This window comes from Aliamphritea hakodatensis, assembly GCF_024347195.1.
Lineage (GTDB): Bacteria > Pseudomonadota > Gammaproteobacteria > Pseudomonadales > Balneatricaceae > Amphritea > Amphritea hakodatensis.
This window is the reverse complement of record NZ_AP025281.1, coordinates 1,634,685-1,651,549: the sequence shown is the minus strand read 5'-3', so window position 1 is coordinate 1,651,549 and position 16,865 is coordinate 1,634,685. Positions and strand designations below refer to the sequence as shown.

15 protein-coding genes are annotated in these 16,865 nt (G+C 52.6%); 5 read left to right on the top strand and 10 right to left on the bottom strand.

Going from position 1 to position 16,865, the window contains the following annotated elements:
- Positions 1-299 precede the first annotated feature (299 nt).
- Positions 300-1,598, top strand: coding sequence for a diguanylate cyclase domain-containing protein (locus PCI15_RS07530; RefSeq protein ID WP_271273717.1), 1,299 nt, complete (start codon positions 300-302; stop codon positions 1,596-1,598).
- A gap of 202 nt (positions 1,599-1,800) precedes the next feature.
- Positions 1,801-2,169, top strand: a complete 369-nt coding sequence (locus PCI15_RS07525; RefSeq protein ID WP_271273716.1) for a VOC family protein — start codon at positions 1,801-1,803, stop codon at positions 2,167-2,169.
- A gap of 128 nt (positions 2,170-2,297) precedes the next feature.
- Here PCI15_RS07525 and PCI15_RS07520 read toward each other — a convergent pair whose 3' ends face one another.
- The 8 genes from PCI15_RS07520 to PCI15_RS07485 form a co-directional block, all read right to left on the bottom strand.
- Positions 2,298-2,597 (bottom strand): HigA family addiction module antitoxin, encoded by a 300-nt coding sequence (locus PCI15_RS07520; protein ID WP_271273715.1) that lies wholly within the window; start codon positions 2,595-2,597, stop codon positions 2,298-2,300.
- 167 nt (positions 2,598-2,764) lie between these two features.
- Positions 2,765-4,396, bottom strand: a complete 1,632-nt coding sequence (locus PCI15_RS07515) for a GMC family oxidoreductase (protein ID WP_271273714.1) — start codon at positions 4,394-4,396, stop codon at positions 2,765-2,767.
- A gap of 13 nt (positions 4,397-4,409) precedes the next feature.
- Entirely contained in the window at positions 4,410-5,801 is a 1,392-nt protein-coding gene (locus PCI15_RS07510) for an aldehyde dehydrogenase family protein (protein ID WP_271273713.1), read from the bottom strand.
- A 192-nt stretch (positions 5,802-5,993) separates the two neighbouring features.
- Positions 5,994-7,358 carry a glutamine synthetase family protein gene (locus PCI15_RS07505; protein ID WP_271273712.1) on the bottom strand — a complete coding sequence of 455 codons (1,365 nt, stop codon included), beginning with the start codon at positions 7,356-7,358 and terminating at the stop codon, positions 5,994-5,996.
- Positions 7,359-7,395: 37 nt separating this feature from the next.
- Entirely contained in the window at positions 7,396-8,160 is a 765-nt protein-coding gene (locus PCI15_RS07500) for an N-formylglutamate amidohydrolase (protein ID WP_271274598.1), read from the bottom strand.
- 36 nt (positions 8,161-8,196) lie between these two features.
- Complete coding sequence (locus PCI15_RS07495) at positions 8,197-9,525, bottom strand: TRAP transporter large permease (protein ID WP_271273711.1); 1,329 nt, start codon at positions 9,523-9,525, stop codon at positions 8,197-8,199.
- Entirely contained in the window at positions 9,522-10,061 is a 540-nt protein-coding gene (locus PCI15_RS07490) for a TRAP transporter small permease subunit (protein WP_205658465.1), read from the bottom strand. Before PCI15_RS07490 ends, PCI15_RS07495 begins: the two co-directional genes overlap by 4 nt.
- 82 nt (positions 10,062-10,143) lie before the next feature.
- A complete protein-coding gene (locus PCI15_RS07485; RefSeq protein WP_271273710.1) occupies positions 10,144-11,196 on the bottom strand; it encodes a TRAP transporter substrate-binding protein in 1,053 nt (350 codons plus the stop codon).
- 319 nt (positions 11,197-11,515) lie between these two features.
- On the opposite strand from PCI15_RS07485, the gene PCI15_RS07480 reads away from it, so the two are divergent.
- Positions 11,516-12,409, top strand: coding sequence for a MurR/RpiR family transcriptional regulator (locus PCI15_RS07480; RefSeq protein WP_271273709.1), 894 nt, complete (start codon positions 11,516-11,518; stop codon positions 12,407-12,409).
- 117 nt (positions 12,410-12,526) lie between these two features.
- Here the strand turns inward: PCI15_RS07480 and PCI15_RS07475 are convergent, their stop codons facing one another.
- On the bottom strand, positions 12,527-13,300 hold the full coding sequence (locus PCI15_RS07475; RefSeq protein ID WP_271273708.1) for a TSUP family transporter: 774 nt from the start codon (positions 13,298-13,300) through the stop codon (positions 12,527-12,529).
- A 53-nt stretch (positions 13,301-13,353) separates the two neighbouring features.
- Positions 13,354-14,421 (bottom strand): substrate-binding domain-containing protein, encoded by a 1,068-nt coding sequence (locus PCI15_RS07470; RefSeq protein ID WP_271274597.1) that lies wholly within the window; start codon positions 14,419-14,421, stop codon positions 13,354-13,356.
- 384 nt (positions 14,422-14,805) lie between these two features.
- Here PCI15_RS07470 and PCI15_RS07465 point away from each other — a divergent pair, with 384 nt between their 5' ends.
- Positions 14,806-15,297: a formate dehydrogenase subunit gamma gene (locus tag PCI15_RS07465; RefSeq protein ID WP_271273707.1), complete on the top strand. Its 492-nt coding sequence runs from the start codon at positions 14,806-14,808 to the stop codon at positions 15,295-15,297.
- Entirely contained in the window at positions 15,297-16,865 is a 1,569-nt protein-coding gene (locus tag PCI15_RS07460; protein ID WP_271273706.1) for a formate dehydrogenase beta subunit, read from the top strand. Before PCI15_RS07465 ends, PCI15_RS07460 begins: the two co-directional genes overlap by 1 nt.

The window sequence follows — 16,865 nt, the reverse complement described above, 5'->3', positions numbered from 1 at the left end:
CTGCTCAGGCTACATGCAGTCACGGCGCCAGATTATCGTGGCCGTCTGTTCCATCGTGACGGGCCAGCCCTGCTCTGCAGCTAACACAACACTCAATGCAACTTGTGATAAGGTTTATCTGAACGGGAACAACTACTGCATCTGATGTCATGAGATTTTGTTTATCGGTTGGTACTCTTTGCTTGTTATCAGGGCTCCTCTTTATCAGCCCCAACGGGGTTGCAGGAAGCCCTGACATTTCTGATCCCAACCATCAAGAACACTTTCGTCAACTGTTAAGCCCCGAAGAAACCGCATGGATGAATCAGGGCAATCCACTGCGTTATGCATATGACCCCGACTGGGCCCCATTCGAATGGAAGAATGAACAGGGAATCCACACCGGCATCATCGCGGATTTATTTTCACTTCTGAGGCAAAGAACCAATCTCAAACTTGAACCGGTAAATACAGAAACCTGGAGTGAATCAGTGGAACTGGTGCGCCGGGGTAAAGCTGACATGTTCAGCGCAATCACGGTCACTGAAGAGCGAAAGCTGTATCTGGACTTTACCACCAGAAACATCTACACATATCCGGCAGTGCTGGTTACACATTTTGAAGACCGTACTGTGTATCTTGACCTTGAAAAAGACGCAACCCGGAAAACGATCGCGATCGTCGAAGACAGCGGTTTGGGCCAGTATATACAGCAAAGCCATCCCACACTGAATTTCCTTTATGTCACGTCCACTAAAGCAGGATTCAATGCGGTGCTGAACGGCCGGGCAGATCTGTTTGCGATCAACACCATTACGGCAAAATACTATATTGAGCAGGACCACCAGTACGATATAAAAATCGCCACCAAACTGAATTATTTTTATCAGCTCAAAATAGCGATACACAAGGATAACGCCCCGGTAATACTGCCGATCATTGATAAAGCCCTGAGCACGATCACCGACAGTGAACAAAATACTATTTTCGAAAAGTGGACCACTGTCGAGAAATACGCCAAAACCGACTGGAAACTGATCGCTGAAATATCTGGTATCTTTCTGATTATCATAATCTTTCTGACCTGGCATAACGTCCGGCTCAAGAAAGTTGTGAAAAAAAAGACCAGAAAGCTTCGCAACCTTGTCAACATCGATCCGCTGACCGGTGCCTATAACCGGCGTAAGCTCATTAAGGACTTTTCACAGGAAGTCAGGCGTGCAGGCCGGCACAATCGTGAGATGGCACTGGTGTACATCGATCTTAATAATTTCAAAACCGTCAATGACACGCACGGCCATAAGTTTGGCGACTCAGTACTGAAACTGGTCTCCTCTGAAATCATTGCGTCATTACGGGCTGAAGAGAGATTCTACAGGATCGGCGGTGACGAATTTTGCATTCTGATTCCTGAAGTGTCGGACCGGGAAGAACTCCTTGCAGCCAAAAAACGCCTTAAATCATTCTTACTGAATATAAAAACCTCAGACGGGCAGTCAATTTACATGAGCTACAGCGCAGGTATCGCCGTTTACCCTGATGCCGGAGATACACTGGACGCCCTTATGGCAGCAGCAGACCGGAAGATGTATCAGGATAAAAAAACCTGCGAAAGCTAAAACAGCTTTGACGCTGTTACATCAGTTATCAGCCTGATCAGAAGCCACACCGGAAGTACCAACCGGGCCGGGTCTTTTCCTTTACTTATTCTGGTGGGCTGGCAAAAAACAAAACCTCCCCCTATGTTACTCTCAGTACCGGCCCCCTACGCTGTTCTTTAGCGCCAAACGATTCGACAAACCATTGATACAAGGAAATACAATGTCATCCCGAAATATTAATAGCGTCATTTCGGTCATTCCGGTTAACGACTTTGAAAAAGCGTTGAGTTTCTATATAAAATTGTTTGGACGTGATCCGGATATGGTACCGATGGAAGGAATCGCTGAATGGCAACTTATAGAGAATGCATGGATTCAGGTTTCAATAAATCCTGAAAGAGCAGGAACAGCCACTGTGGTTGTAGGCGTGAATGAAATTGAGGCTCAGTGCGAAGAATGTATTAGCGCCACCCTCTCCATTGGAGACATTGTAGAATATCCAGGCATCATAAAAATGGCGGAAATTAACGATCCAGAGGGTAACACCATTGCCTTTGTGCAGGATATTTCTGGCAATCCTGGGACATAATGTTTTGTTAAAATACAAAAGCTGACAATTTTGTTAACCGGATTCAGTAGAAAGGACAAAGCGTCAGGCCTTTCCGATTGCTTTTTTGAGTAAATTGGCAAAAAAGATCAACGCCCGTGATTCTGATTTCAGGCGGCACGTGGCCGAACGTTCCGCTTAATCGTTTCTCCCGCCGCTGTTTCAGCCAGCTTAAGATCATAAGCAATCTGCAGATTCATCCAGGACTGCGCATCGCCACCGAAATAACGGGCCAGGCGCAATGCTGTATCAGATGTCACGGCGCGCTTCCCCCGGACAATATCGTTGATGCGCGTAGCCGGTACATGAAGTGCAATTGCCAGGGCATTTGCGGACATACCCAGCGGGACCAGATATTCTTCTTTCAGAATTTCCCCCGGATGTATTGGCCGTAGTTTATTGGTTACCATAATTATTATACCTCAGTCGTCGTCCACAACTTGCGCACCACGGATCAACAGTTTACCTCACCACATTAAACATCAAACGTTAAACCAATCTGACAGCCAGATATAAAAAAGCCCCTGCCGGTGACCTTCTGAAGCACCGACAGGGGCCTGACCAACACAGTAAACGGTTAGTTGTTCATATCATCCAGAATCATATGCGCACCTTTCTCACCGATCATCATTGAGGGCGCTGAGGTGTTGCCGCTGATCAGGGTTGGCATGACCGAGGCGTCCATCACCCGCAGGTTCTGCATGCCTTTCACCTTCAGGGTTTCAGGGTCAACCACGGCCATCTCGTCCACACCCATTTTGCAGGTGCCCACCGGGTGATACACCGTGGTGGTAGTTTCACGCAGGTAGTCGAGGATCTGCTCATCAGTCTGAATGTGCTTACCCGGGGCCATTTCTTCGCCGCGCAGGTGATCAAACTCAGGGGATGCCAGAATCTCACGGGCCTTTTTAACCCCTTCTACCAGCACGTCCTGATCCCGTTTATCGGCAAAGAAGTTATGGTCGATCAGCACGTTACGCCGGGTACCGTCGTTCGCCAGTTTTACCGTGCCGGCACTGCGCGGGCGCAGTACACAGGTAAACACTGAGTAGCCGTGGCCGTATTCAAACTTCTTACCCCGGTGGCTGCGGTACAGTGGCGTAAAGTGGAACTGGATGTCCGGGTCCGCATCGGCAGAACCTGGCTCAGCGTCTTCCGCCAGCCGGGTTTTGGCAAAACCACCGGCTTCCACGTAGTTGGTGGTCCACCAGCCTTTCCGGTTCAGCCAGTATTTAAACGGCGCCGGAAGGATGTGCGGCAACAGAGTACCGGCTGATACACCAATGGTATCGGACTTCTCAGAGCGTACCGTCACCATGCTGTCCACATGGTCCTGCAGGTTTTCACCTACACCCGGCACGTGCTGCTTACATTCGATGCCCAGCGCATCCAGCTGAGACTGATCGCCAATGCCGGAGGCCAGCAGAATACGTGGCGAAACGATAGTGCCGGCGCACAGAATCACTTCCTGACCGGCCAGAATCGTTTGCGGATTGCCACTCACTTCGGCTTCCAGTCCGGCAACCCGGTCACCTTCAATGATCAGAGAAACCACTTCGGTATGGGTCATGATGGTCAGATTAGAGCGTGGCAATACCGGTTCAATAAAGGCCGTATAGCTGCTTTCCCGCTTACCCTGACGCTGCTTCACGTCATAGATACCCAGGCCCAGCTGGGTCCCGGCATTAAAATCGGTATTTTCCGGCAAACCGGCTGCCTGCCCTGCTTTCACAAACACCCGTCCAACCGGGTTCGGGTCCTGCGGCTTGGTGACATTCAGCTCACCGTCGGTGCCATGAAAGTCCCGGCTCTGGCCATTTGCGTTCGCCTCCAGCTTTTTAAACAGGGGTAACACATCCCCGTAGGACCACCCCTTACAACCCAGCTTTTCCCAACCGTCATAGTCGTTCCGGTTACCCCGGATATACACCATGCTGTTAATCGCACTGGAGCCGCCCAGCGCCTTACCCCGGTTCACCATCATGGTGCGGTTATTCAGGTGCTTCTGGGGCGTCCCTTCAAAAGTGTAGTCATATTTCTTATTGCCATACAGGCCGAAAATGCCTGCTGGAATGGTCACCCAGGGGCTTTTATCACTGCCGCCGGCTTCAATCAGACACACACTCACGGCAGGGTCAGCCGTCAGGCGGTTGGCCACCACACAGCCAGCCGAGCCGGCACCGACAATGATGTAATCAAATGACTTCATCGTTCACCTGCCATCAGTCTGTAGAGGTTTTAAAGTGGAAGCTTTTCGGCCGGGTCAGCGCATCAAAACCCAGCGTCGACAGAGAGCAGCCACGGCCGGTGTCTTTCACGCCGGTCCAGGCCAGCGCCGGGTCCAGATAATCACAACGGTTCATGAACACGGTGCCGGTTTCCAGTTGCGGTGCAATGCGCTCAGCGGCGGCCAGATCTTCGGTCCAGATGCCAGCAGTCAGGCCAAACTCAGAGTCGTTCATCAGGGCGATGGCTTCTTCATCACTGGTGACCTTGATTACGCCTACTACCGGGCCAAAACTCTCATCTGTCATCACGGACATTTCGTGAGTCACATTCGACAGCACCTGCGGCGCCATGTAGGCAGAGCCCGGCTGATCCAGTTCAAACTGGCTGGTATCCACATGGGTCTGTGCCCCTGCTGCAACTGCATCCGCAATTTGCTGACGCACAAAATCTGCTGCGGCCGGTTTGATCATCGGGCCAAGATTAGTTGCTGCGTCCAGCGGGTTGCCCAGCACATAGGCCTGCCCGGCAGCGGCAAGGCCGGCCACCAGTTCATCATGAATGCTTTCGTGTACGTAAATCCGTTCAATGCTGCAGCAGGACTGGCCACTGTTGAAGAAAGCCCCGTCCGCCAGATTCTCAATGGTATATGGCAGGTTGGCATCCGCCCGTACATAGGCGGGGTCTTTACCGCCCAGCTCCAGCCCCAACGGAATAAACTGCCCTGCGGCGGCCTTTTCCATCGCCTTGCCGCCACCGACAGAGCCAGTGAAGCACACCATGTCTAAATTGCCTGAGCCAATCAGTTCACTGGTGGCATCATGGTCCAGCACGATATGCTGGAAGATACCTTCCGGCAGCCCCGCCTGATCAAAAGCATCCTGAATACGTTCTGCCACCAGCAAGGTATTCGCGGCATGTTTCAGCACCACAGCATTACCCGCCAGCAACGCCGGAATCACTGAGTTCAGGGCGGTCATGAACGGGAAGTTCCACGGGGCGATGGTCATAATCACGCCCAGTGGTTCCTTGCTGATCTTACGGGCAAAGCCCGGCTTTTCACCGGGATCGAACGGATTAAGGGATTCCTCCGCCACAGAGATCATATAGCGGGCGCGCTCTTCCAGACCGCGCACTTCTCCCGCACCCTGGCTGATTGGCCGACCCATCTGCCAGGCCAGCTCTTCGGCGATACGGTCAGTCATAGCCACCATGGCATCTACGGCGGCGCTGCAATAGGTGCAACGTTCCGCCACGCTTAACTGTGCCCAGGCATGCTGAGCTAACTTGCTGCGGGCGAACAGTGCCGTCACCTGTTCCGCATCTGCTACCGGGCGTTCAGCGTAAACACTGCCATCAACCGGTGAAATACTCTGGATTGTACTCATCTTCATTTACTCAGATATTTGGCCCCGCCGGATATTGGCAGAGCCTGCTTTTCAGCTTTCGTATAGTAAGTGTCGCTACAACCTGCATAACCATTCTGTAGCTCCCCTAAGCACAGGCTGAATGACATCCGGGGGGACCTTCATTCAGACAATGTTCTGCGCAGGCTGCAGCGACAACGACCCGGTGACGCGTTATGCCCGTTCAAAGCCGCGGGCAACTTCCCAGTCAGTCACGCGCTTATCATGTTCCTTCTGCTCCCAGCGGGCAGCATGTACATAATGATCGATCACCTCATCACCAAAGGCTTCACGCAGCATAGTGGATTCGTTCATTTTCTCAGCCGCAGCCCGCAGGGTTTTCGGTACTTCGCGGGCGTTTTCGCCGGCGTAGGCATCACCGACAAACTCTGCTTCCAGTTCAAGCTTCTGTTCCATACCGGCAATACCGGCTGCCAGTTGCCCTGCCAGTGCCAGATACGGGTTCAGGTCTGCGCCGCCAATCCGGCATTCGATGCGGATCGCTTTAGTGCCTTCACCGCACAGGCGGAAACCGGCAGTGCGGTTATCCAGGCTCCACACTGCTTTGGTCGGTGCAAAAGTGCCTTCCTGAAAACGCTTATACGAGTTAACGTACGGCGCCAGCAGGCAGGTCACATCATCCGCATGCGCCAACAGGCCAGCCAGATAATGGCACATCAGTTCCGACATGCCATGAGGACGGCTTTCATCCAGGAACAGCGGTTTACCGTCGGTGCTCCACAGTGACTGATGCACGTGTGAGGAACTGCCCGCTGCCTCGTTATGCCATTTCGCCATGAAGGTCACCGCCTTGCCGTGCTGCCAGGCAATTTCTTTACAGGCGTTCTTCACAATGGAATGCTGATCGGCGGTGACCAGTGCTTTATCGTATTTAACGTTCAGCTCTTCCTGACCGGCAGAGGCTTCACCTTTGGAACATTCCACCGCGATACCGGCACCGTAAACACCATTACGCATGGCGCGGATCACTTCTTCTTCCTTGGTGGTCTGGAAGATGTGGTAATCCTCGTTATATGAGCTGACCAGCTGCATATCCCGGTAACCGGCTTTGCAGGCATCCGAATAGCTCTGGTCGAACAGGAAGAATTCCAGTTCGGTGGCCATCATCGGCTCAATGCCCATCACTGCCAGACGGTCGATCTGCTTGCGCAGAATGGCCCGTGGCGAGTGCGGTACCGGGTTGTGGTGATGGTCCAGTACATCGCACAGCACCAATGCAGTGCCTTCCAGCCACGGCACCCGGCGCAGGGTGCTCATATCCGGTTTCATCACGTAATCACCGTAGCCTGCTTCCCAACTGGTGGATTTATAGCCCTCAACCGTTTCCATTTCCAAATCGGTCGCCAGCAGGTAATTACAGGAGTGGGTCTCTTCCACCGCATGATTAATGAAGTAATCTGCGTGGAAGCGTTTGCCCATCAGGCGCCCCTGCATGTCGATCTGGCAGGCCAGCACAGTGTCGATGCTTCCTGCCGCAAATTCTTGTTTTAATTGTTCCAGCGTCAGCATACCGCTCATGGTTATTCCTCTTTATCCGGCTGCGTTATTACACAGCTTAATTCTTATTCGTTAACGTATTCAGCGTGGCAGCGATCAGCGCCGCCCAGGTGTCCTGCCCTTCTTCAGCGCTCACCAGATCATTGCGTACTTCCAGCATGACGTTCTGCAGTTGCTGGTCATCCCCGTGCCGGGTAACCATGTGCAGTACCGGATCAGACGGGCCGTAAGGCTCATTCATCCGGATATCAAAACCGCTGTTATTCAGCTCTGCATATTTCTGCGCCACCCGCAGGAAGTCGCCGGCAAAGGCGTTATCTTCATGACAGATGATCCCCAGCTGCACCGCCCGGGGCTGGCCCATAAATACCGGTGTAAAACTGTGAATGGTCACCAGTACGGTATTGCGACCAGCGGCTTTGCGTTCAGCAATCTGCCCGGCAATGGCATTATGAAAGGGTTCATAAATGCCCTGCACACGGTAATTGCGTGCTTCCGGCGGCAAATCTTTATTGCCCGGTATTTCCGTCACTTCACTCAGCGGCGGCACCGCACTTGGCTCACTGGGGGGCCGGTTACAGTCATACAGCAAACGTGAATAATGCTGCAGGATAAGACTGGCATCCAGTGCCTCACTGAGTTTACGCGCCAGATCCGCGGCGCCGATGTCCCAGCCGATATGGCTGAGACGCTCCTGTTCGCTTAACCCCAGATTGGCAAAACTGTCCGGAATGTAATTGCTGGCGTGTTCACACACCAGCAACACATCAGAACGGCCATGGGGGTTAACCAGATCTGCCGGCGATTGTTCTAAACCTTGCATCACCACAGTGTTAAATCTCCTGTCGTTCCGTCGTCATTATTTTGCACCGTAAATCAGTTCCGGCAACCACAGCGTCAGTTGCGGGAATGCCATCAGCAGTAACAGCGCCAATACCATGATCGAGACAAACGGCGTAATCGATTTATAAATGTCCATCAGCCCCACTTCTTTCGGTGCCATGGCCTTCATCAGGAACAGGTTATAGCCGAACGGTGGTGTCATATACGCAATCTGACAGGTAACGGTATAAAGTACGCCATACCAGATCGGGTTAAATTCCAGCGCAATGATCAGTGGAATATACAGCGGCGCAACAATGACCAGCATCGCGGTATCATCCAGGAACATTCCCATAATGATGTACGACAACTGCATCATCAGCAGCACTTCCCATGGGCTCAGGCCCCACTCTTCCAGAAACAGTGCTTCAATGGCTTTAACCGCACCCAAACCATCAAATACCGCACCGAAACACAGCGCCGCCATGATGATCCACATAAACATGCAGCTTACACCCAGGGTTTTCCGCAGAGTGGTGTGAATCAGACGGAAACTTAACCGGCCCTTGGCCAGCGCCGCCAGCATGGCGACCGCAGCCCCTACCGCCGAACATTCCACCAGACTGGTGTAGCCCATCAGGAATAAACCAATCACTGAAAAGATCACCAGCAACGGCAGAAAACCCGCGCCCAGCAAAAAGTACTTTTCTTTCGTGCTGTACTGGTCCCGTTCTTCTTTCGGTAACGGTGGCCCCAGCTCAGGCTGTATTTTGCAGCGAATCACAATGTAGGCAATGAACATGGTCGCCAGAATCAGTCCCGGAATCACCCCGGCCAGCCACAACTGACTCACCGGCTGACGGGCAATCATGCCATACAGCACCAGAACGATACTTGGCGGCACCAGAATACCCAGCGAGCTGCCTGCCTGAATCACACCGGTGACCATACGCTTGTCATAACCGCGCTTGAGCATTTCCGGCAGTGCAATACTGGTCCCGATGGCCATACCCGCCACACTCAGCCCGTTCATCGCGGAGATTGCCACCATCAGCAAGATGGTGCCGATTCCCAAACCGCCTTTCAGCGAGCCCATCCAGACATGCAGCATTCTGTACAGGTCACCGGCAATGCCGGATTCCGACAGCATATAGCCCATAAACACAAACAGTGGCAGGGTCAGCAGCGGGTACCAGTTCATCAGTTTCATCGTGGCAGCAAATGCCATTTCAGAACCGCCGTCGCCCCACAGACCCAGTGCGGCAATCACGGCCACAAACCCTACAGCTCCAAACACCCGCTGGCCGGTTAGCAGCATCAGCATCAGGGTGGAGAACATCAGCAGGGCAATCATTTCATAACTCATACCGAGGTTTCCTCCGGGTGTTGCTCAATATCAAACGGCTTGCCCAGCGCATCCGCGACATTCTGCGCAAAGGTTGCCAGGACCTGTAACAGCATCAGCAGGATACCGCCGGTCATGATCAGCTTGATCGGGGCCAGTGGTGGCGCCCAGGAGGAATAGTTCTTCTGCCCGTATTCAAGGGCATACATGCTGCTGGAGATTCCGCCGTAGAGCAGCATAATCAGATAGGTAATCAGACAGATAACTGTCAGTGCATCGGTAATGGCCTGCCGGCGGGGCGACCAGGTCCCGTAGAATACATCCATGCGAACGTGGGCATCCATCTGCATGGAATAGCCACCGCCCAGAAGATAATAAGCAGCCATGGTGAACTGCGCTGTTTCGATCACCCAGATCTGCGGTGATCCGATTCCCTTGGAGATGGATGAGAACAGCAAAATCGCCATCATCACCAGTACCAAGTACATGGCAAAGATGCCCACCGTACGGTTGAACTTATAGATAAACCGTATGTAGGCCTGAATCGCGTTATACACAATCACGTACCCAGATAGAAAACTGAAAAGCCCCCTCCGGGCATGGAAATAGGAGGGGGACTGAGATTACCGTCGCTAAGTGTTAGCTGTAACGGTAAGGGCGACCGGCTTTTTCCATGGTCTCGTTGTACTTCTTGAAGATGTCGACCACCTTCTTGGCACGGTCGCTGGTAGCAGCCACTTCTTCCCAGTACTTCTTACCTTCAGCTTCAACCTGCGCCCATTCCTCATCAGGAATAGTCGTCAGTTCCATCTTGGTGCCTTCTACACGCAGCTGTGCTTCGCCACCCCAGTACCAGTACTGACGGTAGTAGTGTGAGCTGTCCATACACAGCTGCCACAACTCTTTCAGATGATCCGGCACTTTTGCCCAGGAATCAGAGTTCGCGAAGAATGAACCGGCCCACGCACCGGAAATGTTGTTAGTCAGGAAGTAACCTGTCCCTTCTGCCCAGCCAGAGGTGTAATCCTCAGTAATACCGGACCAGGCAACGCCGTCCAGCTCGCCGGTCTGCAGAGCAACTTCCACATCTTCGAATGGCAGGGTGACCGGAATCACACCGAAGCGGTTCAGGAAGCGACCCGCGGTCGGGAACGTGAATACCCGCTTACCTTTCAGATCTTCCAGGCTGCGGATCGGCTCTTTAGTGGCAAAGTGACACGGGTCCCAGGCACCGGCGCTCAGCCATTTCACGCCGACTTCATCGTACGCTTCCTGCCAGATCTCTTTCAGACCGTACTGTTCGAACAGTACAGGTACATCCAGGCTGTAGCGGGTCGCAAACGGGAAGTAACCACCGAATACGGAGATATCAACCGGCGCCCCCATAGAGTCATCATCGCTCTGCACTGCATCGATGGTGCCTTTTTGCAGGGCACGGAACAGTTCAGGGGTAGGTACCAGTTGGTCGGCATAGTACAGCTCAATTTCCATCTCACCGTTGGCAGCCTTGTTGAATGCATCAACTGCAGGCTTGATGACATGGGCACCCAGAGCAGCACCTGCATAGGTCTGTAAACGCCATTTAATCGGCGCGGCTTTCGCCTGAACGTACGGCGCGCTAACCGCAGCGGCAGCTGTCGCTGCACCACCAACGACCGCCTTCTTTATAAACTCGCGTTTATTCTTATTCATTATCTGTCCTCTGCTGAATCAGCAAGATTATTTTTTTTGTATTACGAACGTCACGAATCTTATCCAACTTACATCCAACCTGAGCAGTAAGCCGGCAGGATGTAAACATTTATACATTACATATTTTACTTGTCAATTTTTTTATGTAAGGTAAATTACATGTAAAGATTATTACCGTGTAACCGTATCGCGGACATATTCATACAGCCGTAAAAGCCGATGGCAGCACCAGAGAAAGTACCAGAGAGACTTGCGAATAAATGCAGCAAAACATTGTAGAATAGCGCCCCACCGCCACCTGACCACGAGTATGCCGCCCATGAATGACAACCCTGTAACCCCGGACAACAGTCACACAATTGCCGAACTGATCCGCTCACAGCTTAATCAGTTCAGCCCGGCGGAAATGAAAATCGTCAATCACCTGCTGGCCAACTACCCTATGTCAGGCATGGTCTCTATTACAGAATTGTCGGAAAGCTGCGGGGTATCTACCCCCACCGTAATGCGGACGCTGAAGAAAATCGGCTACTCCAGCTTCACCACCTTCCAGAAAGAGCTTAAAGACGAACTGCAGCAAACCCTCTCCGATCCGATCACCAAACATGATCAGTGGGCCGCCGATGCGCCGGAAAGCCACGTGCTGAACAAGGTTGCAGAAACCGTTACCACTAACCTGCGTCACAGTCTGAATCAGATCAGCCACGAACAGTTCGATGCCATCGTCGACCTGCTGGCCAAACAGGAACGCGCCCTGCACATTGTCGGCGGCCGGATCACCAGCGCCTTTGCCCGCTACCTGAATACCCATCTGGAAGTGATCCGTGAAAATGTTCACATCTTCCCGGAAGCGGTCGCCCTGTGGCCCCATCACCTGCTGAAAATTAAGAAAGACGATGTGCTGATCGTGTTTGACGTACGCCGTTACGAGCAGGATCTGATTACCACCAGCCGGCTGGCCAACGCCCGCGGGGCAAAAATCATTCTGTTCACTGACCAGTGGCTGTCACCGGTGGCCGGATACGCCGATCACACTCTGCCGATCCGCATTGAAGGTAAGTCCGGCTGGGACTCAGGGGTCGTGACCCTGTTCTTTGCCGAAGCACTGGTGGTGGCCCTGGAAGAAAAGCTCTGGAGCCAGACCTCCGAGCGGATGCGAGAACTGGAAAACATGTTCGACCTGACGGAACGGTTTAAGAAACGGACCGAATAAAGCCTGCTTAACTGCCAGCAAATTCGCCGTCAGGAGATATACCCGGATACTGGTCGGTTAATAAAAGCTGACGCGATATATCAAAAGCCACCGTTTACCGGTGGCTTTTCAGTGCCGCTAAATAACCGCCTTCACCAGCCCCATCATACTGACCACAATCAGTACACTGCCCAGTATCCGGAAAAATACCGGGGTTTCTGCCGCCAGCATTTTCTGATGGGCCTTTTCACCAATGACATGGCCAATATAGCCCAGCGGTAACAGCCACAAGTGATGAATCAGCTGCAGATCTACCCCGGCAATTACGAAAGAAGCCAGCTTAATCAGCACCAGAATGGCCCAGAGAATAAACAGCGTGTCACGCAGCTTATGTTTGGCCACATTGGAGACAAATACCGCGACGATTAATGGTGCGCCAATTAAAGACGTACCGCTGATATAGCCCCCCAGAATCAGAAACAGGGTATCCAGCGTTTTACTGTTACTCTTCAGCGGTTTGTTCAGTACATAAGAAATCGCATAGGCGATAACAATTACATAGATGATGCTGCTCATCAGAGTCGCTGGCAGGGTCAGCAGGCCGAACACCCCGATCAGTTTCGGGATAATCATCACCTTGAGGCTGTATTTCAGGTACGACCAGTCGATAGATGAAGAGCCAAAAAAGCTGCTGTCAGGCTGACTCTTATTGCTCTTCCAGGTAATCAGCACCGAAAAGAACAGCAAATGCACGCCGATAATCGGCAGAAAAACCAGCGGATCATCTTTAACTAATAACAGAAACGGCAACGCCAGCACCGCGCCGCCAAATCCCAGCCCGCTGCGGACAAACCCGCTCCAGATAAAAATCAGCCCGATCAGTACATACTGGTAATATGCTAAGCCTTCCACTCACCCTTCCTTCTTTTATATCTATCCTTCGGCACGGTTCAGATTGCGGTTTATCAGGGCGACTGATTCAGCGCTTCTTCCACTCCAACGACATCCCCGCACAGATCCGGGCTGTAACCCGGCAACTCACGGACCGCCTGATAGAACTGACTGGTGCGGATCATCTCCAGGAACCTGATCACCGCTTCCTGCTGTAAACTGCGGTGGTGGCAGACAAACAGATACCGCTCATAAGATAACGGTATAAAATCAAGGTTAAACTGCCGGGCCGCCGCCTCAACACCAATGCCAACATCCGCCATGCCCGCGGCAACATACGCCGCAACCGCCGAGTGAGTGAATTCCTCATCGTCATACCCGGAAACCTTGGACGGGCTAATCTTCTCCCGGCGTAACAGTTCATCCAGCAGTGTGCGGGTTCCGGAATCTTCCTGCCGGTTGATAAAGCGCACGTCATCCCGCAGCAGATCACTCAGCCCCTGAATCTCACAGGGGTTATCCCGCTTCACAATTAAGCCCTGCCGACGGGTAATAAACTGAATCACCTTATGTACACGGGGCTTGAGATAGTGACCGTACTTTTTGATCTGTGCCTGACTCATGCCTTCAATCGGTACATGGAAGCCGGCAATGTCGCAGGCACCACGGTTAAGGGCCGCCAACGCTTCTTCACCGCTCTTGTACTGCAGATCCAGCTGAATCTCACTGGCGTGCTCCGGCAGCAGTGCCACCGCATAGCCGTAACTGGCATGCACCCGTAATAGCGGGCTGACCCCTTCAAGGGCACGGTGGATTTCCAGATTCAGTTGCGACGTCAGGCTGTCTAATTGCGGCTCCAGCCGGGCAACCACCCGTTGCTTGGCCCAGAGCAACTTATCGCCTAAGGGAGTCAGGGTTGCCCCTTTCCCCTTCTGCATGTTGACCAGTGGGACCCCAAAGAAGGCTGCCCATGTATTCAGCAGGTTCCAGCCATGACGGTATGATATCCCTACACTTTTTGTGGCTGCTGTCAGCTTGCCATGCTCATGGATCGCCGCCAGTAAACTGAACAGCTGCGGATTGAGTTCATTGCCACTTTCATCCCGGAATGACCACCCAGGAACCACCTGTATTCTTTTAATATGCATAATTATTCATATTTTCAATTTTTAGGCCCAATGCTACCTTAGGGGCATCTAAAAGGGATAAATCTGTACTCATTTTAGCCAAATATGAAAATGAGTTCATATATAAATTATAAATAAGAGTCGTTTGCATTTGTACTGCTTGATAATTAAGTAAATACGAACAGCAATGTCGCACTCAGATAAACAGGCTGTGAATTTTACTGCTAATCGCAGGCAAAAGGGTGATTTTCTGTAACCCGCTGTCCTTTGATACGCGGTTAATTCCGGTTAAATAATTCAACAAGAGCTGCTCAGTAATGAGTTTTCTGATTAAACCGGCACTTTAATAAGCCGGATAATCCTAAAACAGCTGAGACACTTAAAGCAGGTGAGCAAAAAATGACTGCATTCAACGAGCAGAGTCGCCAGCAAGTCTGTGATATTGTCGAGGAGATGAAAAATCTTCCCGGTGCAATGTTACCGATCTTGCACGCCATCCAGGACGCCCAGGGCTACATCCATGCCGACGCTGTCAGCATCATTGCCGACGGTCTGGCCCAGTCCCGTGCCGAAGTCCACGGCGTGATCAGTTTCTACCATCACTTCCGCACCACGCCTCCGGGCAAACACACCATTCAGGTGTGCCGTGCTGAAGCCTGCCAGTCTATGGGCTCACGCCAACTGGAAGCACACGTTAAAGAAAAGCTGGGCATCGGCTTCCACCAGACCAGTGCTGACCAGCAAGTGTCTCTGGAACCTGTTTACTGCCTGGGCAACTGTGCCTGCGCACCTTCTATTCAGGTAAACGACGATGTCGTTGGCCGTGTTACCGCAAGCAAGTTCGACCAGTTGGTTGATCAGCTGTCCACCCAAGCGCTGGAGGTGAAGTAATGGTTAAGGTTTATATCCCACGGGATACGACAGCTCTGGCCATGGGCGCTGAGCGTCTGGCCACTGAAATGGCGGTGGAAGCCAAAAACCGCGGTGCTGAGATCGAAATCGTTCGCAACAGCTCCCGTGGCATGTTCTGGCTGGAACCTCTGGTTGAAGTTGAAACAGCCAATGGCCGTGTTGCTTTCGGCCCGGTTGAAGCTAAAGATATCGACAGCCTGTTCGATGCGGATTTCGTCAACGGCGGCCTGAGCCATCCACTGTGCCAGGGTCTGACTGAAGAAATTCCTTACCTGAAAAAGCAGCAGCGTCTGACGTTTGCCCGCGCCGGTATTACTGATCCGGTCAGCCTGGAAGATTATCAGGCGCACGACGGCTTTAAAGGTCTGAAGAAAGCACTGGAAATGTCCGGTCAGTCTATCGTTGATGAAGTTAAAAACTCCGGCCTGCGTGGCCGTGGCGGTGCTGCCTTCCCTACCGGTATTAAATGGCAAACCGTACACGACGCCGTTGCACCGGGTGATGCTGCTCAGAAATACATCGTCTGTAACGCCGACGAAGGTGACTCCGGTACCTTCGCTGACCGCATGGTCATGGAAGCTGACCCGTTCATGCTGATCGAAGGTATGACCATTGCCGGTCTGGCGGTAGGCGCGACTCAGGGTTACATCTACCTGCGCTCCGAATATCCGATTGCTCACCAGATCCTGAACGAAGCACTGGCCAAGGCAGAAGCGGCCAACCTGCTGGGTGAAAACATTCAGGGCAGCGGCAAGACCTTCCACCTGGAAGTACGTCTGGGTGCCGGTGCTTATATCTGTGGTGAAGAAACATCCCTGCTGGAGAGTCTGGAAGGTAAACGCGGCCTGGTCCGTGCCAAGCCTCCTCTGCCAGCTATCGTTGGCCTGTTCGGTCAGCCAACCATCGTCAACAACGTTCTGTCTCTGGCAGCCGTTCCTTACATTCTGGCTGAAGGCGCCAAGGCATACGCGGATTACGGCATGGGCCGTTCTCTGGGTACCCTGCCGTTCCAGCTGGCCGGCAACATCAAGCGTGGCGGTCTGGTAGAACTGGCTTTCGGCCTGACGCTGCGTGAACTGCTGGAAGATTTCGGTGGCGGTACTTTCTCCGGCCGTCCGATGCGTGCGGTTCAGGTGGGTGGCCCTCTGGGTGCATACCTGCCGGAAAGCCAGTGGGATACCCCGCTGGACTATGAATCTTTCGCGGCGGTAAGCGCTGTGCTGGGCCACGGTGGCGTGGTTGCATTCGACGACACTGTTGATATGTCTCAGCAAGCCCGCTTCGCAATGGAATTCTGTGTGGTTGAATCCTGCGGTAAGTGTACCCCTTGCCGGATCGGTTCGACCCGTGGTGTAGAAGTCATTGACCGCATTGTTAACGACGAAAACCGCGAAGATAACCTAGAATTATTAAATGACCTCTGCGATACCATGATTGACGGCTCACTGTGTGCAATGGGCGGCATGACGCCGTTCCCTGTGAAGAGCGTTATCAATCACTTCCCAGAAGACCTGCATAAACCCGTCACCGAAGACATGGCGTCTTAA

Excerpts from the sequence above, each read along its gene's own strand:
- PCI15_RS07530 (WP_271273717.1), top strand. The coding sequence starts at position 300 with ATGAATCAGGGCAATCCACTGCGTTATGCATATGACCCCGACTGGGCC.
- PCI15_RS07525 (WP_271273716.1), top strand. The coding sequence starts at position 1,801 with ATGTCATCCCGAAATATTAATAGCGTCATTTCGGTCATTCCGGTTAAC.
- PCI15_RS07520 (WP_271273715.1), bottom strand. The coding sequence starts at position 2,597 with ATGGTAACCAATAAACTACGGCCAATACATCCGGGGGAAATTCTGAAA.
- PCI15_RS07515 (WP_271273714.1), bottom strand. The coding sequence starts at position 4,396 with ATGAAGTCATTTGATTACATCATTGTCGGTGCCGGCTCGGCTGGCTGT.
- PCI15_RS07510 (WP_271273713.1), bottom strand. The coding sequence starts at position 5,801 with ATGAGTACAATCCAGAGTATTTCACCGGTTGATGGCAGTGTTTACGCT.
- PCI15_RS07505 (WP_271273712.1), bottom strand. The coding sequence starts at position 7,358 with ATGAGCGGTATGCTGACGCTGGAACAATTAAAACAAGAATTTGCGGCA.
- PCI15_RS07500 (WP_271274598.1), bottom strand. The coding sequence starts at position 8,160 with ATGCAAGGTTTAGAACAATCGCCGGCAGATCTGGTTAACCCCCATGGC.
- PCI15_RS07495 (WP_271273711.1), bottom strand. The coding sequence starts at position 9,525 with ATGAGTTATGAAATGATTGCCCTGCTGATGTTCTCCACCCTGATGCTG.
- PCI15_RS07485 (WP_271273710.1), bottom strand. The coding sequence starts at position 11,196 with ATGAATAAGAATAAACGCGAGTTTATAAAGAAGGCGGTCGTTGGTGGT.
- PCI15_RS07480 (WP_271273709.1), top strand. The coding sequence starts at position 11,516 with ATGAATGACAACCCTGTAACCCCGGACAACAGTCACACAATTGCCGAA.
- PCI15_RS07465 (WP_271273707.1), top strand. The coding sequence starts at position 14,806 with ATGACTGCATTCAACGAGCAGAGTCGCCAGCAAGTCTGTGATATTGTC.
- PCI15_RS07460 (WP_271273706.1), top strand. The coding sequence starts at position 15,297 with ATGGTTAAGGTTTATATCCCACGGGATACGACAGCTCTGGCCATGGGC.